General features: G+C 40.0%; 25 protein-coding genes and 1 CRISPR repeat array. Of the genes, 22 read left to right on the forward strand and 3 right to left on the reverse strand.

The window, feature by feature from the left end:
- Positions 1–21 precede the first annotated feature (21 nt).
- The 5 genes from QSJ46_RS14810 (at position 22) to QSJ46_RS14830 (ending at position 3,608) form a co-directional block, all read left to right on the forward strand.
- Positions 22–891: an alpha/beta hydrolase gene (locus QSJ46_RS14810; RefSeq protein ID WP_212040046.1), complete on the forward strand. Its 870-nt coding sequence runs from the start codon at positions 22–24 to the stop codon at positions 889–891.
- Positions 892–966: 75 nt separating this feature from the next.
- Positions 967–1,323 carry a winged helix-turn-helix transcriptional regulator gene (locus tag QSJ46_RS14815; RefSeq protein WP_048238955.1) on the forward strand — a complete coding sequence of 119 codons (357 nt, stop codon included), beginning with the start codon at positions 967–969 and terminating at the stop codon, positions 1,321–1,323.
- A gap of 234 nt (positions 1,324–1,557) precedes the next feature.
- Complete coding sequence (hxlA, locus tag QSJ46_RS14820) at positions 1,558–2,190, forward strand: 3-hexulose-6-phosphate synthase (RefSeq protein ID WP_285604918.1); 633 nt, start codon at positions 1,558–1,560, stop codon at positions 2,188–2,190.
- Positions 2,187–2,744, forward strand: coding sequence for a 6-phospho-3-hexuloisomerase (gene hxlB, locus QSJ46_RS14825; RefSeq protein WP_039180125.1), 558 nt, complete (start codon positions 2,187–2,189; stop codon positions 2,742–2,744). Before hxlA ends, hxlB begins: the two co-directional genes overlap by 4 nt.
- Before the next feature lie 138 nt (positions 2,745–2,882).
- Positions 2,883–3,608: a DsbA family oxidoreductase gene (locus QSJ46_RS14830; protein ID WP_285604919.1), complete on the forward strand. Its 726-nt coding sequence runs from the start codon at positions 2,883–2,885 to the stop codon at positions 3,606–3,608.
- Positions 3,609–3,757: 149 nt separating this feature from the next.
- On the opposite strand, the gene QSJ46_RS14835 is transcribed toward QSJ46_RS14830, so the two are convergent.
- The gene (locus QSJ46_RS14835) at positions 3,758–4,846 is read right to left on the reverse strand and encodes a GntR family transcriptional regulator (RefSeq protein ID WP_107163328.1); all 1,089 of its coding nucleotides are present in this window, start codon (positions 4,844–4,846) and stop codon (positions 3,758–3,760) included.
- A gap of 272 nt (positions 4,847–5,118) precedes the next feature.
- Between QSJ46_RS14835 and QSJ46_RS14840 the strand changes: the two genes are divergently transcribed.
- The 4 genes from QSJ46_RS14840 (at position 5,119) to QSJ46_RS14855 (ending at position 10,306) form a co-directional block, all read left to right on the forward strand.
- Complete coding sequence (locus tag QSJ46_RS14840; RefSeq protein ID WP_285604920.1) at positions 5,119–6,744, forward strand: xylulokinase; 1,626 nt, start codon at positions 5,119–5,121, stop codon at positions 6,742–6,744.
- Entirely contained in the window at positions 6,738–7,442 is a 705-nt protein-coding gene (locus QSJ46_RS14845; RefSeq protein WP_285604921.1) for an L-ribulose-5-phosphate 4-epimerase, read from the forward strand. Before QSJ46_RS14840 ends, QSJ46_RS14845 begins: the two co-directional genes overlap by 7 nt.
- Before the next feature lie 17 nt (positions 7,443–7,459).
- Positions 7,460–8,881, forward strand: coding sequence for an L-arabinose isomerase (gene araA, locus QSJ46_RS14850; RefSeq protein WP_285604922.1), 1,422 nt, complete (start codon positions 7,460–7,462; stop codon positions 8,879–8,881).
- A gap of 84 nt (positions 8,882–8,965) precedes the next feature.
- Positions 8,966–10,306, forward strand: a complete 1,341-nt coding sequence (locus QSJ46_RS14855; protein ID WP_047201943.1) for a sugar porter family MFS transporter — start codon at positions 8,966–8,968, stop codon at positions 10,304–10,306.
- Between the two features lie 41 nt (positions 10,307–10,347).
- Here the strand turns inward: QSJ46_RS14855 and QSJ46_RS14860 are convergent, their stop codons facing one another.
- Positions 10,348–10,560, reverse strand: a complete 213-nt coding sequence (locus QSJ46_RS14860) for a hypothetical protein (RefSeq protein ID WP_107163331.1) — start codon at positions 10,558–10,560, stop codon at positions 10,348–10,350.
- A 248-nt stretch (positions 10,561–10,808) separates the two neighbouring features.
- Between QSJ46_RS14860 and QSJ46_RS14865 the strand changes: the two genes are divergently transcribed.
- The 11 genes from QSJ46_RS14865 to cas2 all read left to right on the forward strand — a co-directional run bounded on the left by QSJ46_RS14865 (position 10,809) and on the right by cas2 (position 22,093).
- A complete protein-coding gene (locus QSJ46_RS14865; RefSeq protein WP_047201941.1) occupies positions 10,809–11,087 on the forward strand; it encodes a CotD family spore coat protein in 279 nt (92 codons plus the stop codon).
- A 50-nt stretch (positions 11,088–11,137) separates the two neighbouring features.
- The gene (locus QSJ46_RS14870) at positions 11,138–11,704 is read left to right on the forward strand and encodes a GNAT family N-acetyltransferase (protein ID WP_285604923.1); all 567 of its coding nucleotides are present in this window, start codon (positions 11,138–11,140) and stop codon (positions 11,702–11,704) included.
- 16 nt (positions 11,705–11,720) lie between these two features.
- A complete protein-coding gene (locus QSJ46_RS14875) occupies positions 11,721–12,275 on the forward strand; it encodes a delta-aminolevulinic acid dehydratase (protein ID WP_107163332.1) in 555 nt (184 codons plus the stop codon).
- A gap of 157 nt (positions 12,276–12,432) precedes the next feature.
- The gene (locus tag QSJ46_RS14880; protein WP_285604924.1) at positions 12,433–13,842 is read left to right on the forward strand and encodes a polysaccharide deacetylase family protein; all 1,410 of its coding nucleotides are present in this window, start codon (positions 12,433–12,435) and stop codon (positions 13,840–13,842) included.
- A 310-nt stretch (positions 13,843–14,152) separates the two neighbouring features.
- Positions 14,153–16,588 carry a CRISPR-associated helicase Cas3' gene (gene cas3, locus QSJ46_RS14885; protein ID WP_285604925.1) on the forward strand — a complete coding sequence of 812 codons (2,436 nt, stop codon included), beginning with the start codon at positions 14,153–14,155 and terminating at the stop codon, positions 16,586–16,588.
- A gap of 64 nt (positions 16,589–16,652) precedes the next feature.
- Positions 16,653–17,375, forward strand: coding sequence for a type I-C CRISPR-associated protein Cas5c (cas5c, locus tag QSJ46_RS14890; RefSeq protein ID WP_285604926.1), 723 nt, complete (start codon positions 16,653–16,655; stop codon positions 17,373–17,375).
- A complete protein-coding gene (gene cas8c / locus QSJ46_RS14895) occupies positions 17,372–19,249 on the forward strand; it encodes a type I-C CRISPR-associated protein Cas8c/Csd1 (protein WP_285604927.1) in 1,878 nt (625 codons plus the stop codon). The genes cas5c and cas8c overlap by 4 nt, the downstream gene beginning before the upstream one ends.
- 3 nt (positions 19,250–19,252) lie before the next feature.
- Entirely contained in the window at positions 19,253–20,113 is an 861-nt protein-coding gene (gene cas7c, locus QSJ46_RS14900) for a type I-C CRISPR-associated protein Cas7/Csd2 (protein ID WP_285604928.1), read from the forward strand.
- Positions 20,103–20,762 carry a CRISPR-associated protein Cas4 gene (gene cas4, locus QSJ46_RS14905; RefSeq protein WP_285604929.1) on the forward strand — a complete coding sequence of 220 codons (660 nt, stop codon included), beginning with the start codon at positions 20,103–20,105 and terminating at the stop codon, positions 20,760–20,762. The genes cas7c and cas4 overlap by 11 nt, the downstream gene beginning before the upstream one ends.
- Positions 20,759–21,790 carry a type I-C CRISPR-associated endonuclease Cas1c gene (cas1c, locus tag QSJ46_RS14910; RefSeq protein WP_212040037.1) on the forward strand — a complete coding sequence of 344 codons (1,032 nt, stop codon included), beginning with the start codon at positions 20,759–20,761 and terminating at the stop codon, positions 21,788–21,790. Before cas4 ends, cas1c begins: the two co-directional genes overlap by 4 nt.
- 12 nt (positions 21,791–21,802) lie before the next feature.
- Positions 21,803–22,093 (forward strand): CRISPR-associated endonuclease Cas2, encoded by a 291-nt coding sequence (gene cas2, locus QSJ46_RS14915; protein ID WP_144490336.1) that lies wholly within the window; start codon positions 21,803–21,805, stop codon positions 22,091–22,093.
- 179 nt (positions 22,094–22,272) lie between these two features.
- Positions 22,273–22,570: direct repeats of the CRISPR family, unit length 32 nt; unit sequence GTCGCACTCTACATGAGTGCGTGGATTGAAAG.
- A 187-nt stretch (positions 22,571–22,757) separates the two neighbouring features.
- On the opposite strand, the gene QSJ46_RS14920 is transcribed toward cas2, so the two are convergent.
- On the reverse strand, positions 22,758–22,889 hold the full coding sequence (locus QSJ46_RS14920; RefSeq protein WP_282959105.1) for a hypothetical protein: 132 nt from the start codon (positions 22,887–22,889) through the stop codon (positions 22,758–22,760).
- A 115-nt stretch (positions 22,890–23,004) separates the two neighbouring features.
- On the opposite strand from QSJ46_RS14920, the gene QSJ46_RS14925 reads away from it, so the two are divergent.
- Both QSJ46_RS14925 and QSJ46_RS14930 read left to right on the forward strand, forming a co-directional pair.
- Positions 23,005–23,433 (forward strand): NUDIX hydrolase, encoded by a 429-nt coding sequence (locus QSJ46_RS14925; RefSeq protein WP_285604930.1) that lies wholly within the window; start codon positions 23,005–23,007, stop codon positions 23,431–23,433.
- Between the two features lie 35 nt (positions 23,434–23,468).
- A complete protein-coding gene (locus tag QSJ46_RS14930; RefSeq protein ID WP_285604931.1) occupies positions 23,469–23,885 on the forward strand; it encodes a hypothetical protein in 417 nt (138 codons plus the stop codon).
- The last annotated feature ends 379 nt before the right edge of the window (positions 23,886–24,264 follow it).

Below are 24,264 nucleotides of genomic sequence, written 5' to 3' on the forward strand. Positions count from 1 at the left end.
ATCCCAACACAGAAAGGTGCAATGACATTGAATCGAATCTTGAAATGGCTCTTATTTGCGGCGGTCATCGCAGGCTTATTGGTTTGCGCATTCTTTGTGTTCCGTTTCAACCAGCCTAAGCCGACGACAAACATCCATTATGCAGACACACAAAACAAACAGCAAACACTCGATATGTACATGCCAAAGGGCAAAGATGAAGACAAAAAGAAGAAGCATCCAGTCATGATTTATCTCCATGGAGGCGGCTGGACAGGCGGCGATAAGAATAGAGTCGCTTCAAAGGCTGATTATTTTACCGGTCAAGGGTATGTGTTTGTTTCAATGAATTACAGGCTTCATCCTGATGCCAACTACGAGCAGATGGCAGATGATACGGCAAACGCCATTAAATGGGTAAAGGATCATGCGGATGAATATCAAATCGATTCATCAAAAATCAATGTCATGGGTCACTCAGCGGGCGGTCATTTGACGGCGCTGGTTGCCACAGATTCGACCTACTTAAAACATGTGGGGCTGTCGCCAACAACGATCAATTCCATTGTGGTTCTAGACGGGCCGTTAAACATTAATCAATTTATACAAGCCATCCCCTCGTACAAAAAAGTCTTTGGCAAACAAGAGAAGAACTGGACAAAGGCATCACCTGTCACTTATATGAATCAAAAGAATTTACCACCTGTCTATTTGGTCACGGGCTGGGAAAACCCTGAAGTGTATCGATTTGCTGAAAAACTGAATCATGACAAAGGCTCTCGGTTTGTTTTTCGGGTGCATACGCTGAGCCACAGTGACCTGAATAAATGGTTTGGATCAGACAGAGCGCCAAAAGAAGCACAAAAAATGACGGAGGCTGTGATGGCTTTTGTCAAAAAACAAAATCAATAACGAAGACCATATGTTCGACAATCCATTTTGTTGCAGTTATGATAAAACCTAAGTGGTTTGTTATTAAAGGAGTGTATGTCGTTGTCATCACGAATGGAAAATAAAGTGTTTAACTGCGAAAAAGAGCTGACGCTGAATATTATCGGTGGTAAGTGGAAAATGCTGATTTTATGGCACCTTGGCAGAGAAGGGACAAAACGTTTTGGTGAGTTAAAGTCGTTAATGCCTGGGATTACGCAAAGAATGCTTGTCAATCAGCTAAGAGAATTAGAGGAAGATCACATTGTGCACCGGGAGGTTTATCCTGTCGTCCCGCCAAAGGTTGAGTATTCTCTCACAGAACTAGGAGAAAGCTTAATGCCGATTTTAGAGGCGATGTATGATTGGGGAAAACAATATCTCGGCAGCAATTTCTTAAAAGATGATAAATAGAAAGACTACCGATTGTAGGGCTAAAATAACTTTTATTTTAGCCCTTTGTCTTTACCCTGAGATACTGCCCAAAAGACAGTATCTTTTTTGTAACCATATGCGGAAAAGTATAGTATGTAAAAAAAAAGTGCGTACTTACATTGCGTCATTCCTGTTGTTATACTCATTTCATCGTTCAAGATGCATCATCCGCGGAGCTCTTGAAGATGAGATGAAAAACGGGAGTGAAAGTTGATGAAATTACAATTAGCATTAGATTTAGTGAATATACCAGAGGCAATTGAGCTGATCAAAGAAGTAGAAGCATCCATTGATGTGGTCGAAATTGGGACACCTGTTGTGATTAACGAAGGGCTTCGTGCTGTAAAAGAAGTCAAGCAGGCTTTTCCAAATTTACGTGTACTCGCTGATTTGAAAATTATGGATGCTGCCGGCTATGAAGTGCAGCAGGCATCTGAAGCTGGAGCAGATATCGTCACCATTCTTGCAGCGGCAGAAGATATGTCCATTCAAGGAGCGGTGAAAGAAGCGAAAGCAAGAGGAAAACAAATTTTAGTTGATATGATTGGCATCAAAGATATCGAAGGTCGTGCAAAAGAGCTGGATGCGCTTGGAGTCGATTATATTTGTGTGCATACAGGCTATGACCTGCAAGCAGTTGGTCAAAATTCATTTGCTGATCTTATGACGATTAAAGAAGTTGTCAAGCAGGCGAAAACAGCGATTGCAGGTGGAATTAAGCTTGATACGTTACCTGAAGTCGTGAAATTAAACCCTGATTTAATCATTGTCGGCGGCGGTATCGCAAGCCAGGACAATAAAGCAGAAGTGGCTGCACAAATGAAGCAGCTGATCGCACAATCATGAAGACCAGCGACTATGTGAAAGCCATTTTAAATGAGCTTTCTGATCATTCGTCTGCCATTCAAGACGAACAAGCAGAGCGCCTGGTCACAAAGATTTTATCTGCACAAAAAGTCTTTGTGACAGGTGCAGGCAGATCTGGCTTGATGGGAAAATCGTTTGCGATGAGACTTACGCATATTGGCGTTAAGGCTTATGTGATTGGTGAAACGAATACGCCTTCTTTTACAGAAGAGGATCTCTTGATTGTGGGGAGCGGATCTGGCCGTACAGAGTCTTTACTTGTCCTTGCAAAAAAAGCAAAAGCAATTGGTGGAAAAGTGGCAGCGTTTACGCTTTCTGCTGAGTCACCTTTAGCTGATCTATCGGATGAAGTCATCTTATTGTCAGGTGCACCGAAGGATCAACAGGAAGGAAACCATCATACCATTCAGCCAATGGGCTCACTATTTGAGCAGTCGCTTCTTCTGACATACGATGCGGTCATTTTAAGGTTAATGGAAATAAAAGAGCTCGACACACATACAATGTACGGTCACCATGCAAATTTAGAATAGATATTTTCAAAGCCTTTCCTTTCTTAAAAGGAGAGGCTTTTTCAGTTATCAAGATCAAAATCTTGACATCATCTATTTGATGTAACTATAATTGTTACATCGTTAAAGAAAAAGCGCAAGCACGGAAGGAAGATGAACATGAAAGTACAAATTTGGTCAGATATCGCCTGTCCTTTTTGTTATATAGGAAAAAAACAGCTGGAAACAGCGCTAGAACAATTTCCAGAGAAGGAACAGGTAGAGATAGAGTTTAAAAGCTTTGAGCTTGATCCACATGCACCTGTTGATGTCGATCATGACGTTCACGATATGCTTGCCAAAAAATATGGCATGAGCCGCAGCCGGGCAATGGCGATGAATGAGCAGGTGAAGCAGGCTGGCAAAGAGAAAGGAATCGATTTTCAATTTGATCCGCTCGTGTTGACCAACACCTTTGATGCTCATCGATTGGCACAATATGCTGGTCAAATGGGGAAAGGCGATTTCGTCATGGGAGAGCTGTTTCAAGCGTATTTTACAGATGGAAAGCATGTTGGGGACCGTCAAACCCTTTTAGAAATTGCAGAAAAAGCAGGCCTTGATGAGAAGGAAGTACAGCAAGTTTTGGGCGGCGAAGCATTTGCCGATCATGTCCGAAAAGACGAACAAGAAGCGAGACAGCTTGGTATCAATGCTGTTCCATTTTTCTTGATCAATGACAAGTATTCAGTTGCAGGTGCACAGCCAGCCGATACGTTCCTGCGTGCACTTGAAACAGCTTGGAAAGAGGAAGCAGCTCAAGCAGAGAAAGCTGCTGACAATGCGTTTGAAGCGGCATGTGCAGATGGCGTATGTGCGGTGCCTTCTCCTAAAGAAGAGGCGTAATAGATATCTTCCCTATCTTTTTATAAGATAGGGATTTTTTATTGATTCATGGTGGATGAGGGGAAACACATGTCTTTCATTTCAGGGATCCGACCCATTCACGCCTTATGCTGGAATCTAAAATAAAATGAGCCACCTGCGGCAAGGGCTCATTTTATTCGTTTGATCGTTTCACCTGGAACCAATTCAGGCTCGTAAAACGTTTGATCAGGGAGATTCTTTTTCCCTTGTACTTTTTTAATCATCCAGTCTGCTGCATCACGGCCCATTTTCTCCTGTGGATGGGTCAGTGTTGTCAGCTTCACATGGGCATTTTTCTGGGCAATATACGAATTATCCTGTCCAATAATCGAGAGATCATCTGGAATGGACAGCCCGATTTCGCTGCATACGCTGGCGACTTCTAATCCCACCTCATCGTTATAGCAAACAAGAGCGGTCAGTTCGTGTCTGTGCGCCATCAGGAATGTGTGAATTTGCTCTCCCAAATGCTGCTTTGATTCTGTATCGAAAAAGAGCACATGCTCAGGCAGGAAATTAAGCTTCGCTTCACCTAGCGCTTGAATATAGCCCTTCATCCGATATTTTCCCTGTAAATCATCTGTTTTTGAAATAAGTCCAATTTGCTGATGGCCTGAGGTGATCAGCTCTTTTGTGGCTAAATAGCTGGACTTCACATCATCTAAACAGAGAAAAGGAACCTCTAGCTGCTCATAATAGGCATTGATCATAATGAGCGGTACATCCTGTTCTTTAAAGGATAAGTAGTACGAAATGTTTGGATTATATAAATTGCTTTTCGTTGGCTCGACAATAAGTCCGTCCACCCCAAAAGACAACATCATCTCCAGCGCTTTTTTCTCCTGCTCAACATCGTTATTTGTGCTTGCCAGTAACAAGGAATAGTTCTCTTCGTTTAATCGGCTTTCAATGCCTCGAATGATGGAAGGGAAAATGTAATCGGATATGTATGTTGTAATGACCCCAATCGTTTTCATATGTGCATGTCCCGCAGGTTTTGTTTGATATTGATTGGTCACAAATGTGCCTGAACCTTTTTCGCTGCGCAAAAATCCTTCGCTGGACAATTCCAAAATGGCTTTTCGAACTGTATGTCTGCTTACTTGATACATGTCTTGCAGGCTTGATTCGGTTGGAATGCGCTCCCCGATCCGATAATCCCCTGTGAGTATTTTGCTTTTTATATCATCAATAATGATCTGGTACTTCTTTTTCATCGTTTCACTTCTTTCTCAGTTGATCATCTACTCGGATTGAGAAGAAATTGTATGGACATATTTTAACATGGTTGTCGAATCAAAAACAGGCGCTTTCCTTTTCTGTCATGACCCCTCCAGAAAAAATGCAGGTTTTTGTCACATTGTGTATGTACAACTATATTTATTATTGACATATGTACGTACAAATATTATATTGTGATTGTACCAGAGAATCAATGAATCTAGAAAAACAAAATTGAAACCGCTATCAAAATGGGGGTGAACGTAGATTGAATCATAAAGAGACGGCCAAAGCCTTGAAAGAAGGACGGACATCTTTAGGCATTGAATTTGGTTCAACACGAATTAAAGCGATTTTAATAGATGAGGAATTTCAGCCAATTGCACAAGGTGCATATGAATGGGAAAGTTTTCTCCAGGATGGAATTTGGACGTACAACTTAATTGATATTATTACAGGTCTGCAAGTGGCGTATCGAGAGATGAAAGAACAGGCCGAGCAAAAGTATGGTGTGACCATTCAAACCATTGGCTCAATCGGGGTATCAGCGATGATGCATGGTTATGTGGCATGTGATCATACAGGAGAGGTTCTCGTTCCGTTCCGAACATGGCGAAATGCAACGACCATCGAGGCGAGTCAAAAGCTGACAGATGTATTTCAATTTCATATTCCAGAAAGATGGAGTATTGCTCATTTGTATCAAGCGGTATTAGAAGAGGAAAAACATCTATCCCGATTAGAATATATGACCACTTTGTCTGGATATATTCACTGGCTGTTAACCGGAAAGCAGGCCATTGGTATTGGCGATGCGTCAGGGATGTTTCCAATTGATGACGAAACGAAGGACTACAATGAAGAAATGCTCCAGCAATTTGAAGCATTGATTGCAGAAAAAGGCTACCCGTGGAAGCTTCGTCACCTTCTGCCGCGTGTCTATTTAGCTGGTGAAGAGGCAGGCGTGTTAACGGCAGCAGGGGCAGCCATTTTGGATCAAGGAAAACATTTGCAGCCAGGCATTCCATTTTGCCCGCCGGAAGGTGACGCTGGAACGGGAATGGTGGCGACAAACAGTGTAGAAAGACGGACTGGGAATATTTCTGTTGGGACATCGGTTTTTGCCATGATTGTCTTGGAGCAGGATCTAAAAGGTGTCTATCCAGAAGTGGATCTTGTCACGACGCCGGATGGACTGCCAGTTGCCATGGTTCATGCGAATAACTGTACAAGTGACCTAAACGCTTGGATGAATATATTCAGAGAGGCATTTGAAGCACTAGGCATGCATGTGGAGTCAGAGAGGTTATACGAATCGTTATTGCAGCAAGCTTTAGAAGCAGATCGAGATGGTGGCGGACTCTTAAGCTATGGCTATTACTCTGGTGAAAATATTACGAGACTGCCAGAAGGAAGACCTCTTTTTGTCAGGTCTCCTGAAAGCCGCTTTAACCTCGCTAATTTCATGCGCACCCATTTGTTCTCCGCTTTTGGTGCTATGAAAATAGGCATGGACCGGTTAAAGGAACAGGAGCATGTAGTGATTGACCGCTTACTAGGACATGGGGGATTATTTAAAACACCGCTCGTTGGCCAAAAAATGGTTGCCGCAGCGCTGAATACACCTGTATCAGTCGTTTCAACAGCAGGAGAAGGTGGTGCGTTTGGGATGGCGGTCCTTGCTTCATTTATGGTCCATCATCAGCAGCAAACATTGGCTGAATTTCTTACCCACCGGGTATTTGCCCATACATCAGAAGAGCTCATGGAGCCTGATCCACTCGATGTCAAAGGCTTTGACGAATTTTTAAAGCGCTATCAAAAGGGGCTTGCGATTGAAGAAGCGGCAGTAGCGCATCTCATGCCAAAGAAAGGAGTGACGACGGTATGCTAGATCGCTTAAAAGAAGAAGTGTATCAAGCGAATTTAGATTTGCCAAAATACGGACTTGTGAAATTTACATGGGGCAATGTCAGTGCATGTGATCGTGACAGTGGTTTGTTTGTGATTAAGCCGAGCGGCATAGCATATGAGCAACTATCAGCAAAAGATATGGTCGTGGTGAACTTTGATGGTGAAGTGGTGGAAGGAGAATTCAGTCCTTCGTCAGATACAGCAACACATGCAGTTCTTTACAAACACTTTGAGGAAATTGGCGGCATTTCACATAGCCATTCCATGTGGGCAACCGTTTGGGCGCAGGCAGGTCTTGATTTACCAGCAATGGGCACTACACATGCCGATACATTTTACGGCGCCGTTCCGTGCGCTCGTTTTCTAACAGAAGAAGAAGTCAATCGGGGTTATGAGGTAGAAACGGGCAAGCTGATCATCGAAACGTTTGAGAAAAGAAACCTAGATGTCATGGCAGTGCCGGGTGTATTGCTTCAAGGTCATGGTCCGTTTACATGGGGGAAGGATGCAAAAAGTGCGGTCACAAACAGTGTGATCTTAGATGAAGTTGCGAAAATGAACCTTTTTGCCAAGCAATTGAACGAATTTGCGGAGCCATTGCCGCAGCGAATTTTAGATAAACATTACTTAAGAAAACATGGAAAGCATGCGTATTACGGACAAAAACCTTCAAGATAAAGAAAAGAGGGATATCTATGTTAACAAGTCAGAAAAAAGAATTTTGGTTTATCGTTGGGTCACAGCATTTATATGGTGATGAAGCACTGCAAAAAGTAAAAGCAAATGCACAAAAGATGACAGATGCCTTAAATGAGAGCGGTTTACTTCCTTATCCAGTGATTTTGCAGGACTTGGCTGTCAGTGCGGATCAAATCACAAAGCTTATGAAAGAGGTCAATTATCGCGATGAAGTCATTGGCGTGATGACGTGGATGCATACATTTTCACCAGCGAAAATGTGGATACGAGGGACCAATCTTTTGCAAAAGCCTCTTTTGCATCTTGTCACACAATATTATGAAAAGATTCCGTGGGACACGATCGACATGGACTATATGAATCTTCATCAATCCGCACATGGAGATAGAGAATATGGCTATATCAATGCACGTTTAAATAAACAAAACCAAATTGTGACCGGTCATTGGTCAAAGCCGGATGTGCAGCAGCAAATTGCTGATTGGATGGACGTTGCGGCTGCCTATCATGAGAGCTTTCACATCAAAGTAGCCCGGTTTGGTGACAACATGCGGCATGTGGCCGTGACAGAAGGCGATAAAATCGAAGCGCAGATTCAATTAGGATGGACCGTTGATTACTTTGGAATAGGCGATCTCGTCGAATATGTAAATGCAGTAGAGGAAGAAGAGGTAGATGCATTATTTGCTGAGTATTTAACGCAATATGATGTGAATTATGGAACGTATTCAGTTGAAGAATGGGAAAAAAGTGTCAAGGTGCAGGCGCGATATGAGATCGCCATCAAACGTTTCTTAGATGAAGGCGGCTATCATGCCTTTACAACAAACTTTGAAGATTTACATGGGATGAAGCAGCTGCCTGGACTTGCGGTACAGCGGCTGATGGCAAAGGGATACGGCTTTGCTGGGGAAGGCGATTGGAAAACGGCCGCACTAGACCGCTTATTAAAAGTGATGAGCCATCATCAATCCACTGGTTTTATGGAGGACTACACATATGAAATGACGTCTGGACAGGAAGCGGTGCTACAATCTCATATGCTGGAAGTAGATCCAGCGCTCGCACAAACAAAACCCGTCATTGTCGTTTCTCCACTTGGGATTGGAAACCGGGAAGATCCAGCACGTCTTGTATTTGATGGAAAAGCAGGCGAAGGTGTTGTTGTTTCCATAGCGGATTTTGGAACACATTTCAAATGGCTGATACAAGAAGTTGAAGCCTTTGAGCCGGAGGAAGCGGCACCTCATTTACCAGTTGCGCGTGTATTGTGGAAAATCAAACCGAATTTTCAGGATGGCGTCAAAGCATGGATTAAGCAAGGGGGAGGCCATCATACAGTCGTGTCTCTCAATTTAACGGTCGATCAAATTGTTCAGTTTACAAAGCTTGTCAATGCAGAATATGTGGTTTTATAGAAGAAGGATGAAAGGTCTTCTACTGTTTACAGTGGAAGCACAGGGAGAAATGAAAGCGGTTAATTAAGTGAGGGGGTCATCCACTTGGAGAAAAAAGTGTCAAGCAAATTTATCTTCTTTTTCGGGTCCTTTGCAGGCATCTTATTTGGGTATGATATTGGTATTATTGCAGGGGCGGAAGGACATATTCAGGAAGAATTTCAGCTCAGCCCATTATGGCTTGGAATCGTTGTCTCTTCATTAATGGGCGGGGCCATCATTGGCTCGATCTTAAGCGGTCTCTTAGGGGATAAATTTGGCCGCAGAAAACTCATTTTGGTCTCATCCGTTATCTTTTTTGTCGGGGCTATCGGATCAGCTGTCGCACCAGAAGAGATTTCGCTCACCATCGCTCGGATCTTTTTAGGGACAGCAGTAGGAACAGCCTCATCATTGGTTCCGGCTTACATGTCTGAAATCGCTCCTGCTAAAATCCGCGGGAAATTATCTGGACTCAATCAGCTCATGATTGTAACTGGACTATTGCTCAGCTATATTGTCGCGTTTGTGTTTGAACCCATCCCAGACAGCTGGCGCTGGATGCTGGGAAGTGCTGCTTTATTTGCGATCGTGCTTTATATTGGCATGCTGAAGCTTCCTGAATCTCCGAGATATTTGATTAAACACGGAATGGCTCATAAAGCACGAGAGGTATTAGGATCACTGCGTTCTTCTCGTGAAGAAATCGAATCAGAAATGCAGGAAATCTTAGAAGTCGCCAAAGAAGAACGCTCGGGTATTCGTGAATTGTTTCAAAAGAAATTCAGAATGGCTCTTTTCATTGGGGTTGGAATGGCGACCCTTCAACAAATTCAAGGCGCGAACTCCATTGTCTATTATGCAACGAGTATCGCTCGGAATGTAGGCCTTGCGCCGCAGGTCGCCGCAGGTTTTACAGTCATTGTCGGTGTCATTTTTGTCGTCACGACCGTAATCTTTTTACAATTTGTTGACCGCTTCGATCGCCGAACGATTCTCACCGTAGGGGGATCGGGCATGGCTCTTTCTTTCTTTGCTCCCGCCGCATTAGGTGCACTTGGCGTCAGTGAAGGAATTTTAAACTGGGTGACATTGATTTCACTTTGCTGCTTTATTTTGTGCTATGCCTTCTCGTGGGCACCGATCACTTGGATCATCATTGGCGAAATCTTCCCGCTTTCTGTCAGAGGCATCGGAGCAGGTATCTCTTCTGCCTTTAACTGGACCGGATCGTTAGCAGTTGGACTCGTTTTCCCTATCCTGGCAGACAAATTCAGCTTTGGGGTTATTTTCTCCTCATTTGGCGTCATCTGCTTAATCGGACTATTATTCACCCGATTTGTGCTAGTCGAGACAAAGGGAAGAAGCTTAGAGCAAATCGAAACCGATATGGCTGCACGTGTATAAATTTAAGAAAACCATCTACCCACAAGGGATAGATGGTTTTTTTACTCAAGCGTCTGTTTGAGCTCATTTGGCAGTAAATCAATTAATTGATCATAGGATGACAAATCCAGCACTTCAAGTAGCGCGTAATATTTCGCGTAAATTTCACTCAGCTGATCAGGATGATTGGTTTGATAATGATTCAGATGTAATTGAGTTAGTTCTAGTGCAATGTCTAGCTTGTTTCGTTCGAATGGCTGTGTCGTGTTGATCATGTCGTTCACCTCTTATTTGATGATGAGTAGAAAAAATGCAGTGAATAAAAAAGCTTATGTTTTATTTCATAGATGTTATTTCTTCTCAATATATCATTTGTATAATATGTTAAAATTACCCTTTTGTAAAGAAAGAGAAAACTAGATCGATAGTTGATTTTTCTAAAAATAGACAAGCATCTAATCACGAAAGGTGCCTCTTACATACGATAGAGTGTAAGTGAAAGACAACTTGAAGGGGTGTTAAGATGAGCCGAAATCGATTAGATGATTTTTTCTTTGGGCCTCGCCGAGAAGAAACGGTTGTTTTCCCCACACGTCAAATTGTCAACACAAGAACGAATGAACAAACGATCAGAAAAATTCATCCAACGCATATTAAAAACGTCAATAAAAACATTAAAAGAATAGAAAACTACTATCCGGTCACTGAATCGACTCACAACGAGTATATTGTAGAAGAATACGATTGCGGCAGTGATATCAAAAACCCTTGCTGCCGTCCGGTGAAGCGCTGTAAGTGGTAGTGAAGGGGCATCCTTTTATGGGATGCCTTTTTATATTCAGGAATAAAATTTTGATCCAAAGTTCTTTTCAAGATAAAATTAGAAGTATCCATCATTCTTTTGGAGGCGATTTTCTGAATATTCGATTGTTAACACCAGATGATGCTGAAGAATATACAGCACTCAGACTAGAAGCACTGCGAGTAAATCCAGAGGGTTTTGCGATGAGCTATGAGGAAGAGCAATTCAATACAAAGGACAAATATAAAGCGCGTTTTGCTTCGGCTCAATCTATGTGGACATTTGGAGCTTTTCATCAAGGGCAGCTTGTGGGGGCAGTCACGCTCATCCAAGAAACCTTGCAGAAGTTAAAGCACCGAGCGAATCTGACTGCGATGTATGTAACAGCTGATGCCCGCGGAATGGGAGCAGGCAAAGCCTTAATGACGAAAGCTCTTTCCTTCGCGCAAAGACAGCAGGACATCGAGCAAATGTATTTATCAGTGGTGACAACTAATCATTCAGCAAAGCGCCTCTATCGCTCCGTTGGATTTGAGTCGTACGCTGTTGAAAAAAAGGCGTTAAAATGGGCTGATACATATGCAGATGAGGAAAAAATGGTTTTATTTTTATCATAGTCTGGAGGAGATAGAAGTGGATCAACAAGCCATGCGCATCACATTAGCAGCAGGACCTAATAGTGAGCTGGAATCTTTTGCACTGCGTGCAGCACTTGAAAACTTCGGCGCGAAAGTCGATATGCATTGGATCGGAAGGCCAAATGACCTGATTCATGTGTTATCTGGTAGAAATAGAGGAGAAATAGATTACCTTCTTTTATCGTTTCATGGTGAAGAAGGAGCATTTATCATGCCTGAATTAGGGGAAGATGTATACGAAGATGAAGAGCCTAGGGATACTGCTTTTGGAGCGGATGAAATCAAGCGGTATGCTTCCTTAGAAGGAGTTCATGTTATCTCTACAGGCTGCACACTAGGAGAGAAAAATCTAGCAGATGCTTTTTTAGAGGCAGGAGCTACATCTTATTCGGCGCCGGACGATTACATCGATGGGAATGCAGCTTTTATCTTTGTGCTGACCATGATGTACGAGCTCATGAACAATACAAAGACGGTCAGAGCGGCATTTGATCGAGCGCGTTCCATTGATGAAGAAACGAAATTATTTCAACTATATATGCAAAAATAATCAAAGGACTGAGAAATCAGTCCTTTTTTATTCCTCTCTAAAAATGTGTCGAAAATGTGACAATTGTGTGATTTGCAAACTAAAAAGGGGGCATGCAAAGTCTATCCTACAAACACACGTCATTCAGGCATGACGGCATCACGAGAGGAGAATTTTTGTGTCAATTAAATGGAAAGTCAGTCTCATCCTATGCGGACTTGCGATGTTCATCGGAATCGCCGCGTTTTATCATAATCAGCAGGCAAGCGGGACAGAGAAGAAGAAGGTAGCACCAGATGCGAGCTATAAAGAAGTTGAAATTGTGACCCTCGTGAATGACGGGAGATACTTGAGATATGCTGTGAACTATCCTGTGTTTCATCAAAAAAAGCTAGATCAAGAGATGAAAAGATTTGCAGAAACAGCGCTAGATAAATTCAAAACATCATTTAGTGAAGCAAATGATGTCGATGAAGATCATCGATACGAATTAAACATAGATTACGAGATTACTCACTATGCCAAACAAACTGCTGCGATTAAATTCAATACATATGAATTAAAAGGCGGAGTAAAAGGCAGACATGAAACGAAGATTTTCAATTTTGATTTCAAGAAACAGCGTTTTTTATCGATAGACGACCTATTTTTATCAAAGAAAGAAAATCTGCAAAAACTGTCTCAAATGACATTTGAGGAGTTAAAAAAAGATCGCTCTCTTGCTGAACACAAGCATTTGCTTAAACAAGGAACATCTCCTGAGGCAGAGCATTATCAGTATTTTGCCATCAAAGATCGTTTTATTGAATTCTACTTCCCAGCAGGGCAAATTGCACCAGACAAGAAAGGCCCTCAAGTGCTGGCGATTAAGAAAACACTGCTTAAAGGAATGTTAAAGCCAGAATACATCAATAAAGAAAAGAACAAAAACGAGAAAAAAGAACCGATCGCAAAAAGAAAGATTATGAAACTGCCTAAACAGCGAATATTTAACCCACATCAAAAAGCCATTGCCCTTACATTTGATGATGGACCAAATCCATCAACGACTTCAAAGATCTTAACTGCTTTAAAAGAAAACAAAGGCCATGCGACATTTTTTGTACTAGGAAGCAGGGTTCAATATTATCCTGATATGCTAGGTGAAATCAGAAAAGGTGGAAATGAAATCGGAAATCATTCCTATAACCACCCTTTACTCACAAGACTGCCATTAAAACAAGCCATCAAACAAGTAGAAGAAACGCAGCAAATCATTGAAAAAGCAGGCGGATTCACACCGACTCACTTTAGACCGCCATATGGTGGAACAAACGGGCAGATCAACGCGGCTGTCAACATGAAAGTCACGCTTTGGGACGTTGATCCTGAAGACTGGAAATATCGCAACAGCCAATACGTCGCAAACTACATTCTCACCCATGCGTCTAGCGGAGAAACCGTCTTAATGCACGACATCTATGACACCTCTGCAAACGCGGCTGTCACGATCATCAACGAATTGACAAAGCAAGGATATCAGTTACTAACAGTATCGGAGCTTGAGCAGTGGAAGGAAGAAAGGGCGAAGAAAAACAAACAAAATTAATGATAATAAGTATGGTGCGAACCCTAGGGAAACATAAAAAGCCTCGAGGATTCGCACCATTATTTTTTATGAAAATATCCATAAATTTATATTTTATTCGTTTCTCCATGAGAAATCACAAATTTTTAAAATAATGTATAAAATGGTATAATTTTCTTGTAAATGACTGTCGCACATGAATGCGTGGATTGAAATAAGTCAATCACACGTCTTGTCCGAGATTTGAAAGACGTCGCACCCTATAATTCAACATGTGTTGTAAAAACCCACATATATACACAAACCCTTAAAATCAATGAAGGAGTTAACGATGAACTATATCGCACATGTCAGAAAACAAGATGGTGCTATTCAAACTGTTTCCGATCATTTATTAGAAGTGAAGTCATTATGTGAGAGGTTCGGAGATAAGCTTGGCATTCGCCATATAGCTGGATTGGCAGGAGTTCTTCATGATTTAGGAAAATACTCCAAAGAGTTTCAACAATATATTCGTGAAGCAGTTGATTCTCCCGATCATCCTCCACAGAGAGGGCGTGTCGATCACTCAACGGCAGGGGGGCGTATGCTGTACAAGATGTTTCATGGTTCTCCAAACAATCGCTATTATACTCTTTTGGTAGAAATTGTTTCTAATGCAGTGATTTCTCATCATTCGGATTTGCAAGATTTTTTAAATCAAAATGCAGACTCGCCTTTTTTGACAAGAGTCAAAGATAAAGAAACACAAGAATTAAAAGATTTACCTTTGATTCAAAGCCGATTTTTTGAAGAGGTGATGAATGAAACTGTATTTCGTTCTTACGTTCAAAAAGCAGTAAAGGAATTAAAAAACTATACCTTGACTTCAACAAAGTCGATATATGACCAATCTTTTTATTTATCTAAATTTGTTTTTAGTACATTGATTGATGCAGATCGCACCAACTCTCGTCTTTTTGAAGAGAAACAGAAAACAATTGCATCTGTTCAAATAGACCAATTATTTAAAACGTTTCATCAGAGATTGTTATCCCATTTGGATACGTTTAATTTAACTAGCCATCCAATCAATCAACTGAGAAACGACATGTCCTTACAGTGCGCAGAACGAGCAAAACATCCTTCAGATATTTATACACTGTCTATTCCTACTGGTGGTGGGAAGACGTTGGCTAGTCTTCGGTATGCACTGGAACATGCGCTTTACTATGGTAAAAAGAAAATTATTTATGTTGTGCCATACACAACAATTATCGAACAAAATGCAGCTGAATTAAGAAAGGTGTTACAGGATGATCGGCACATTTTAGAGCATCATTCTAATGTCATTGAGAGTGCAGATGATGTAGCAGAAGATCAAGAGGAGTTGGATGAATCTGCTCTCAATCGAAGCTATCAATTGAAATTAGCGAGAGATAACTGGGATTCGCCAATTATTTTAACGACAATAGTACAGTTTTTAAATGTTTTTTATGCGAAAGGTAATCGCAATACGAGAAGACTACATCAAATCGCAGAATCGATCGTGATATTTGATGAAGTACAGAAGGTACCAACCTCTTGTGTGTCTTTATTTAATGAAACCGTAAATTTCCTCAAAGAAAAAGCGAGTTGTAGTGTTGTACTTTGTACAGCTACTCAGCCAGCATTGCATCTTGTGAAAAAAAGTCTAGAGTTGAACCAAGATGCTGAAATGATTCAGTCTATCGATGAAGTAATCGAAGCATTTCGCCGGGTGGATATGATCGATTGTGCCACTCAAGAATCGTTTAATCATGAGCAATTGCAAATGTTTGTTCAAAAACAATTGCAACGTGTAAACAGTGTATTAGTTATTTTAAACACAAAATCAGTTGTCAAAAGCTTATTTGAAGGTTTACAACAACTAAACTTACCTGTCTACCATTTAAGTACATCGATGTGTGCTGCACATCGTCAAGATACTTTAAAAAAAGTCTATACTCATTTAAGAAACCAAGAACCGGTCATTTGCATAAGTACCCAGTTAATTGAAGCTGGTGTGGATATAAGCTTTCAATGCGTTATACGCTCTTTAGCAGGACTCGATTCCATTGCACAAGCAGCGGGTCGCTGTAATCGAAATGGAGAAAAGGAAAAAGGGCTTGTTTATATTATTGATCATCAAGAAGAAAAACTGGCACATCTTCGCGAAATACAGGTGGGTAGTCAAATTGTTAAGGTTATGTTAAGAGACTTAAAAATGGATCCCTCTGCTTATGGAGGGCACTTGCTTTCTAGGGAGGCCATGAACTATTATTTTCAACATTTTTATTTAAAGTTTGAGACGAGGTTAGACTACCCGATTAAAGCTCTTGAGAAAAGCATGATTGAATTAATAACTGCATCAAGGAGTGGAAACGGTGGTTACCATGCTGCCTATACTTTTAAACATGATAAAAAGCTGCCACTTTGTTTAGCTAGCAGTTATAAAACTGCAAGTGATCATTTTAAAGTAATTGATCAAACAACGACAAGTGTCATCGTTCCCTATCATGAAAAAGGGAAAGCAATCATCGCCGAACTTAATGGTACACATCAGGTCAACTTAAATCAGTTACTTAAAGATGCTCAGCGATACTCAATTAATATCTTATCTTGTCAAAAGGATGAGTTAATAAGGCAGGGAGTTCTTCACAGCTATTGGGAAGGTCAAATCTTTTGTTTGACAGAAGGTGCATACGATCAGAAGAATTTCGGCTTGAATTTAGAGAATGATAGTTCTATGGAAACAGCAATATTTTAAAATAGTAAAATTTTACATTTTTGAGATGTTGTGTTATGTTCATTTTATGTTAGGAGGTGTTGGAATGAGAAATTCAATTTCATTCCGCTTGTATGGGAATTATGCGCTATTTACTGATCCTTTAACAAAAATGGGTGGCGAGAAGTACTCTTATCATATTCCTACATATCAGGCGATAAAGGGAATTGTCGAATCAATTTATTGGAAACCTACTTTATTGATGGTTGTTGATAAAATAAGGGTCATGAAACCAATTAAAATGGAATCAAAAGGAGTACGGCCAATTGAGTATGGAAGAGGAAAAAATACACTGGCACACTATACATATTTACAAGATGTAGAATATCAGGTGCAAGCTCATTTTGAATTTAATTTTCATCGATCTGACTTGGCATTTGATCGAAATGAACATAAACATCATAATATCTTGAAGCGTGCACTTAATGTTGGGGGCAGACGAGATATTTTTCTTGGCACAAGAGAATGCCAAGGCTACGTTGAACCGTGTGAATTTGGCGAAGGAACAGGCTACTATGACGATTATGGTGATATTCACTTTGGTACGATGGTACATGGACTGAACTATCCTGATGAAACAGGCGGTCAGCATTTAGAGGTGCGATTATGGAATCCTTTGATGACAAATGGGTATATTCAATTTATACGACCTGAAGAATGCCAGCTCGTGAGGCAAGTAAAAGAAATGGATGTCAAACAGTTCGATCAGGATCATATCGAAAGCGTAGATGAACTGTTTACTCAAATTAAAGGAGAAATAGGCTCATGAGCTGGCTTTTGAGCTTGTATGAAACATATCAAGAGAATCTAGATCGTATTGGAAAGATAGAAGAAAGATTCTACGGAGATAAATCTAAAACGTTTACACTTCTACCAATTTCACACACAACACAAACCGCACATATTGAAGTTCTTGTAACAAAAGAAGGAGCATTTCATTCAGCTAAAATTACAGATCAGGAAGATGCAGTAACTGTTATCCCTTGCACAGAAGCCTCTTCTAGTCGTGCAGGTAGTGTTGTTGCGCCATATCCTTTACATGATAAGCTCATGTATGTCGCAGGAGATTATGAGGCGTATGGTGGACAAAGGAGAGAACATTTTCATCGTTATATCGAAAATTTGGAATTATGGGCCAATTCACCTTATGCACATTCTAAATTGAGTAGTATTTTAGCTTATTTGAAACAGAAAACTCTTATCCGGAATTTAGTGAATGAAGGTATTCTTCACGTTGATGAAAATAATCATTTGATAGAGAAGTGGGATAAAAAATATGGTGAAATCAAGCCCGATATTTTTTCTGTCTTAGCGAGTGATCAACTTAGTGCTTTTATACGATTTGATGTTCATACTTATCCTGAAATAAGTCGTAAAGTGTGGAATGATATAGAAATGTATAATTCATTCGTTCGGTTTTATAACACTTTATTAAATAATGAAGATGTTTGTTTTGTGAAAGGAGAAGTCATTCCTTATACAGAAAGACATGCTAATAAAATACGTCATTCAGGGGATAAGGCGAAGTTGATATCGTCAAACGATACAAGCGGCTTTACTTTTAGAGGACGTTTTGATAAAAGTCAGCAAGTTGCAAGTGTTGGCTATGAAGTATCGCAAAAAGCACACAATGCATTAAAATGGCTAATTCAATATCAAGGCAAATCAATAGATCAAAGAGTATTTCTAGTTTGGCAGCATGATCAATTACAAATTCCTTCACCTTTTGATGACCCGTATTCATTTGAAGATTTTCCTGAAAAGAAGGAAAGTTTTACTGCAAGAGAGTATGCAAAAGAAATCAGTAAAGCACTAGCTGGATACGAGCATGATTTTCGACTGAAAAAAAGAGATATTCATATCTTAATTTTAGATGCAGCTACAACGGGTCGGCTTGCTGTACTCGACTATATCAACATGGACAAGCATTTATATTTAAACAGGTTAAATCATTGGTATGTGTCGTGCTGTTGGAGACAGCGTTACGCCGAGGGAAAATCGTCTATTGGGACACCAACTCCAAAAGATATCGCCTTTGCCATGTACGGTCCTCAAGTGAAGGAACAATTGATAAAAGAGGTTGCAAGTCGTCTAGTTCCTTATATTGTTGGAGATCAAAGGAATCAGAACATACCAAAAGATATTGTTAACCTTGCCATTCAGCGTGCCTCTAACCCTGTCGCAATGAAAACTTGGGAATGGGAAAAAACGTTAGGTATTGCATGTGCATTAGTAAATATAAAGGAGGAAATGGAAGTGGCTTTAGACCAGTCAAATACAGACAGAAGTTATCTATTTGGACGATTGCTTGCCATTGCAGATGTGCTAGAGAGACGTGCTCTTGGAAGTGATGAACAAAGAGCAACGAATGCGATACGTTATATGAATGCATTCTCAAGACAACCAGAACGTACATGGACAACAATATATGCAGCGTTACAGCCTTACCGGGTGAAACTGGGAGCAAGAAGCATGTACCTAGAAATAATGATGGATGAGGTTCTTTCTTCCTTTGCAGTAGATGATTATACAAACAAACCGTTATCAGGGAAATATATTTTAGGTTTTTCCAGTCAACGACACGCATTATATCAAAAAAGAAATCGAGCAGAAATGAATGGCACTGACGAAAAAGGGGAGTAGGATATGAAAACATTGAACAAAAAAATTGATTTTGCAGTTGTGCTATCTGTCCATAAAGCGAATCCAAATGGGGATCCACTTAACGGAAATCGACCAAGGCAAACCCATGAAGGGTATGGGGAGATTTCTGATGTAGCCATTAAAAGAAAAATCAGAAATCGTTTATTAGATATGGGAGAATCTATTTTTGTCCAATCAAACGATCGGAAGGTAGATGGGTTTAGTAGTTTAAAAGAACGGGCTGAATCTGATATTGACTTTGGAAAACGTCTGAAAGATAAAAAAACTACTACGGATGAGATTGCCAGAGTAGCATGTGAGAAATGGATTGATGTACGCAGTTTTGGTCAAGTCTTTGCTTTTAAGGGGGCAGGTGGAGGTGTTTCTGTAGGAGTGAGGGGACCTGTTTCCATCCATACCGCAACCAGTATTACTCCCATAGACTTGACTAGTATGCAGATCACTAAGAGTGTAAACAGTGAACCTGGTGAGAAAAAAGGTTCTGATACGATGGGAATGAAACATCGAGTAGAACATGGCGTTTATATCTTTTATGGAAGTATCAACACGCAATTAGCTGAGAAAACAGGTTTTACAGAAAAAGATGCAGAGAATATAAAAGAAGCACTTTGTACCTTATTTGAAAATGATGCTTCATCTGCACGTCCCGAAGGAAGTATGGAAGTAAATAAAGTGATTTGGTGGGAGCACCAATCGAAGATGGGGCAGTATTCGTCTGCCAAAGTTCATCGATTGGTGAATATAGAGCCATTACACGGTGAACCAAAAACATTTGAGAAAGACTATCAATTCAGAGTATCAGAATTAGAAGGTTTACAATATCAGGTATTGGATGGGAAATAATAGAGAAGAAGAGTACTTAATGCTGTCTGGTATTCAACATTTTCAATTCTGTAAAAGGCAATGGGCGTTAATTCATATCGAACAACAATGGGCAGAGAATGTAAATACCATTGAAGGACAGTTTCTTCATCAAAAAGCTGATAACCCATTTGTGAGAGAGAAGAGAAAAGATAAATTAATTGTAAGAGGAATGCCAATTGTATCTCACCAGCTCAAAATAAGCGGGGTTTGTGACGTCGTTGAATTTATCTTGCACAAAAAAGGAGTCTACATTCCTAGTTTAGAAGAGAATTACCTTGTTTACCCTGTCGAGTATAAAAGAGGGAAGCCAAAATTGAATGATGCAGACATCCTTCAATTGACTGCTCAAGCTGCCTGTTTAGAAGAAATGCTTCTTTGTGATATTCAGTCTGGTTACATTTATTATCATGAAATCAAACAAAGGGTGGAAGTACCAATTACGACGGAAAATAGAATAAAAGCAAAAGTTGTGGTTACAGAGATGCTGGATTTTTTTGAGAGGCGTCGCACTCCTCAGGTGAAAATAGGGAAATTTTGCAAAAAATGCTCGCTTCAACACATTTGTTTGCCTAGTTTGATGAATAAAAGAACGGTCAAACAGTATATTGAAAGGGCGATGGATGAATGAGGAAGTTATTAAACACAATATTTATTACCCAGCCTGAAGTATATTTATCTTTGGATGGAGAGAATATTGTTTTACTTAATGAAAAAGAAAAAGTAGGTCGTCTTCCTCTTCATAATATCGAGGGAATTGTTTCTTTTGGCTATAGGGGCATAAGTCCTGCTTTAATGGGTTATTGTGCAGAAAATCATATTTCGATAGTGTTTTTAACCAAGAGTGGACGATTCTTGGCGCGAGTCTCAGGGAAAAGCAGAGGAAATGTCACATTGAGAAAAAAACAGTATCAAGTCTCAGAACGTCAAGATACATCAGTTGAAGTTGCAAGGAATTTTATATTTGGCAAGATATATAATCATAAATGGATGCTTGAGCGAATGACAAGAGATTACCCATTGAGAATAAATGTACCGGTATTTAAGCAAACGACGCAACACATTTCAGATATTTTGGCTAATGTGAGGGTCGAGTCTGATTTAGATAGGTTAAGAGGCTTAGAAGGACAGGCAGCTTCTGCATACTATCGAGTATTCGATGAAATGATTCTTCAGCAAAAAGAATCGTTCTCTTTCCATTCTCGTTCTAGAAGACCACCACTTGATCCGATCAATGCCATGCTTTCATTTGCTTATACATTACTCGCTAATGATGTAGCTGCAGCACTAGAAGGAGTTGGATTAGACGCTTATGTAGGTTTTCTTCATAGGGACCGCCCTGGACGCATATCACTCGCCTTAGATGTGATGGAGGAACTAAGAGGGGTATTTGCTGATAAATTTGTCTTAACAATCGTAAATAAGAAAATGATTTCGCCATCTGACTTTGTAAAAAAAGAAAATGGTGCAGTTATCATGACAGATAAAGGTCGAAAAACTTTTTTAACTGCATGGCAAAATCGAAAACAAGAGAAAATCGAACATCCTTTTCTAGGTGAAAAAATTGCATGGGGATTAGTACCTCACGCACAAGCACTCCTTCTCGCAAGATTTTTACGTAATGATTTAGATGAATATCCACCATTTCTTTGGAAGTAGGTGATGTTTTTTATGATGGTTGTGATTACGTATGATGTCAGTACAATTGATAGAGATGGGCAACGGAGACTAAGGAAAATATCGAAAATTTGTCAAAACTATGGTCAAAGAGTACAACATTCTGTATTTGAATGTATTGTAGATTCAACGGAATTTGCAACATTGAAGAATCAGTTGTTGCAAGCTATTAATGAAGAAAAAGATAGTATTCGATTTTACCAAATGGGTAACCAATATCGAAAAAAAGTAGAACAGGTTGGTGCAAAGGAAACAATTTTTGTAGAAGATCCTTTTATTTTTTAGGTGCGAATGTGAGGTGCACATAAATTCCCTGAAGCATTCGCACCTAAAAAGAAAGATTTTTCGACAAACTCTATCTCTATTTGTCTCAATAATTTATACTTTGTATCAACAGAAGGGACTTTTTTATCTGATTATTATAAAAAAGTGCTGTTTTATTTATTTTTTTACTGAAAATCGCTGTCGCACTCTACATGAGTGCGTGGATTGAAAGAATGATGTCAGCAATTGACGAATCCATGCGGATCGGTCGCACTCTACATGAGTGCGTGGATTGAAAGATCCATTTCAAGACATCTTCCCTTTCACTTGGTTCGTCGCACTCTACATGAGTGCGTGGATTGAAAGTCAAGAAAGGCATTTCGTTTCTGCTCCCATTCAAGTCGCACTCTACATGAGTGCGTGGATTGAAAGCTTTTGAGGTGATAGTATGTGGGATGAACGGAAGGTCGCACTCTACATGAGTGCATGGATTGAAAGACCCGGAACCGGATCAATGTACTCCTGTACCTTATGTCGCACTCTACTTTAAAATAAGAGGAAAAGGTTAGTTAATGCTAATGGAATAATTGCTGCGATAAACTTATGTAAAGGAAAGAGTGTTTAAGCGGTATTGATGAGAATTATTACCTTATGTAATAAGCTCAAGAATAGGAATAATAGTTTTTCATTGTTTCGTTTTTTGATGTTCTACCAGTTGAATGATTTTCTCGTTTGACCCTTTCATTTGTCTTAATAGAGAAACGGTAGTCCCTGTAAATCCTATAAGGATAATGTGCAAAATGATGATCATCCACATGCTCTGGCCTCCAATCGCTGACTACTAATACAGTATAATAAGAATGTATAAAATGAACAGTTCGTGTCATAAATCCGACATTTTATGTGAATGGAGAATGTTGAGGGGGATTTATTTGAAACGAGTAGACGTGGTTTCAGCTATTATTTATGATGAGGAAGAAAATATATTAACGGTCAAGAATGTAAAGGGATATTGGGAACTTCCGGGCGGTGCTGTGGAAAAAGGTGAACACCTGCAGCAGGCTGTCATCCGCGAAGTGAAAGAAGAGACAGGGTATGTTATCAAAGTAAATGAACTTCATTCGGTTCGTGAAGCATTCTTTCAAGATAAAAAGCATCATGCGCTGATCATTACGTTCTTTGCGGAAATGATCGGGGGAGAGATGAACATTCTACTAGATCCGGATCATGATATTGAAGAAGTAAAATGGGTTAGCACTCAAACCTTTCAAAAGCTAAACCCAAAGCTATTTCACATGCTAAAATTAAACCAACAAACACAAGCCTTTTATGATTTTGAGGGAAATAGAACAATCGGTTAAATCTAAATTGATATAGGCATGAAGGAGCGATATTGATGTTTTTATACTACGGTCCCACAGGAGCTCCAGTAGAAAATCCGGAAGAAGAATTCATGAAAAGGATCTTCTTTCAGAAGGGTGAAGAGTATTGGGAACAAGGAAACGGGGAATCTTCCATTGAGTTAGAGGAAGATTGGGAATGCGAAAGTCTAGTTTTCTTTTATACTGAACCGTATGGATTCTTTATCATCAGATATCCAGATTTTTTAGTCCCTTTTCAAAAGGTAGAAAAGATCCAAACGATCGAGCATTTGGTCGCTGGATCACCATTGTATGTGCCATCGTGCAGCTATGTCGACCGCAATCAAGCGTATCAAATCGTTCAACATTTTTTGACGACAAAAAAGGTACCTGATCTTGTTGATTGGGTTGAGTTGAGGAATATTGATTTTCAGCATAATGTGAAAAGTTAGGGGAGTAAGGTGAAAGTGTGTACAAATGAAAGAATACATAGTTTAGATGAGAGTATGCATTTACATGTAGGATATGATGAACAAGGTTTTGATTATGAAGGTGTGTTAAGAGTTTAGAAACAGGCAGATGGCTATTGTTTTTTGATCAGAAAAGTTACGGGTTAACGTTTTCAACGGAATATGAGAAGAGGGACGAAGTAGGGCTTATTGAGGAGTACCCTTTACTACAGGTTTAAAGTTTCGAGAACTCTAAATCATTTGAGTACTGTTTTTGTATCTTTATTCCTATTTAATGACAAACTTTGTGTTGGTAAAATTGACCTTGTCAATGAATAGGAAGGAGTGAATTCTGCTGGGGAAGATACTTGATGCAAAAGCA

The organism is Bacillus sp. YKCMOAS1, from assembly GCF_030268125.1.
In the GTDB taxonomy this organism is placed as follows: Bacteria; Bacillota; Bacilli; order Bacillales; family Bacillaceae; genus Bacillus; species Bacillus safensis.

Coding starts and splice junctions, on each gene's coding strand:
- QSJ46_RS14930 (WP_285604931.1), top strand. CDS start 23,469: ATGTTTTTATACTACGGTCCCACAGGAGCTCCAGTAGAAAATCCGGAA.
- cas4 (WP_285604929.1), top strand. CDS start 20,103: ATGGGAAATAATAGAGAAGAAGAGTACTTAATGCTGTCTGGTATTCAA.
- cas2 (WP_144490336.1), top strand. CDS start 21,803: ATGATGGTTGTGATTACGTATGATGTCAGTACAATTGATAGAGATGGG.
- QSJ46_RS14815 (WP_048238955.1), top strand. CDS start 967: ATGTCGTTGTCATCACGAATGGAAAATAAAGTGTTTAACTGCGAAAAA.
- QSJ46_RS14845 (WP_285604921.1), top strand. CDS start 6,738: ATGCTAGATCGCTTAAAAGAAGAAGTGTATCAAGCGAATTTAGATTTG.
- hxlB (WP_039180125.1), top strand. CDS start 2,187: ATGAAGACCAGCGACTATGTGAAAGCCATTTTAAATGAGCTTTCTGAT.
- cas8c (WP_285604927.1), top strand. CDS start 17,372: ATGAGCTGGCTTTTGAGCTTGTATGAAACATATCAAGAGAATCTAGAT.
- cas7c (WP_285604928.1), top strand. CDS start 19,253: ATGAAAACATTGAACAAAAAAATTGATTTTGCAGTTGTGCTATCTGTC.
- cas3 (WP_285604925.1), top strand. CDS start 14,153: ATGAACTATATCGCACATGTCAGAAAACAAGATGGTGCTATTCAAACT.
- cas5c (WP_285604926.1), top strand. CDS start 16,653: ATGAGAAATTCAATTTCATTCCGCTTGTATGGGAATTATGCGCTATTT.
- QSJ46_RS14830 (WP_285604919.1), top strand. CDS start 2,883: ATGAAAGTACAAATTTGGTCAGATATCGCCTGTCCTTTTTGTTATATA.
- QSJ46_RS14865 (WP_047201941.1), top strand. CDS start 10,809: ATGAGCCGAAATCGATTAGATGATTTTTTCTTTGGGCCTCGCCGAGAA.
- QSJ46_RS14835 (WP_107163328.1), bottom strand. CDS start 4,846: ATGAAAAAGAAGTACCAGATCATTATTGATGATATAAAAAGCAAAATA.
- araA (WP_285604922.1), top strand. CDS start 7,460: ATGTTAACAAGTCAGAAAAAAGAATTTTGGTTTATCGTTGGGTCACAG.
- QSJ46_RS14920 (WP_282959105.1), bottom strand. CDS start 22,889: ATGTGGATGATCATCATTTTGCACATTATCCTTATAGGATTTACAGGG.
- QSJ46_RS14810 (WP_212040046.1), top strand. CDS start 22: ATGACATTGAATCGAATCTTGAAATGGCTCTTATTTGCGGCGGTCATC.
- QSJ46_RS14860 (WP_107163331.1), bottom strand. CDS start 10,560: ATGATCAACACGACACAGCCATTCGAACGAAACAAGCTAGACATTGCA.
- hxlA (WP_285604918.1), top strand. CDS start 1,558: ATGAAATTACAATTAGCATTAGATTTAGTGAATATACCAGAGGCAATT.
- cas1c (WP_212040037.1), top strand. CDS start 20,759: ATGAGGAAGTTATTAAACACAATATTTATTACCCAGCCTGAAGTATAT.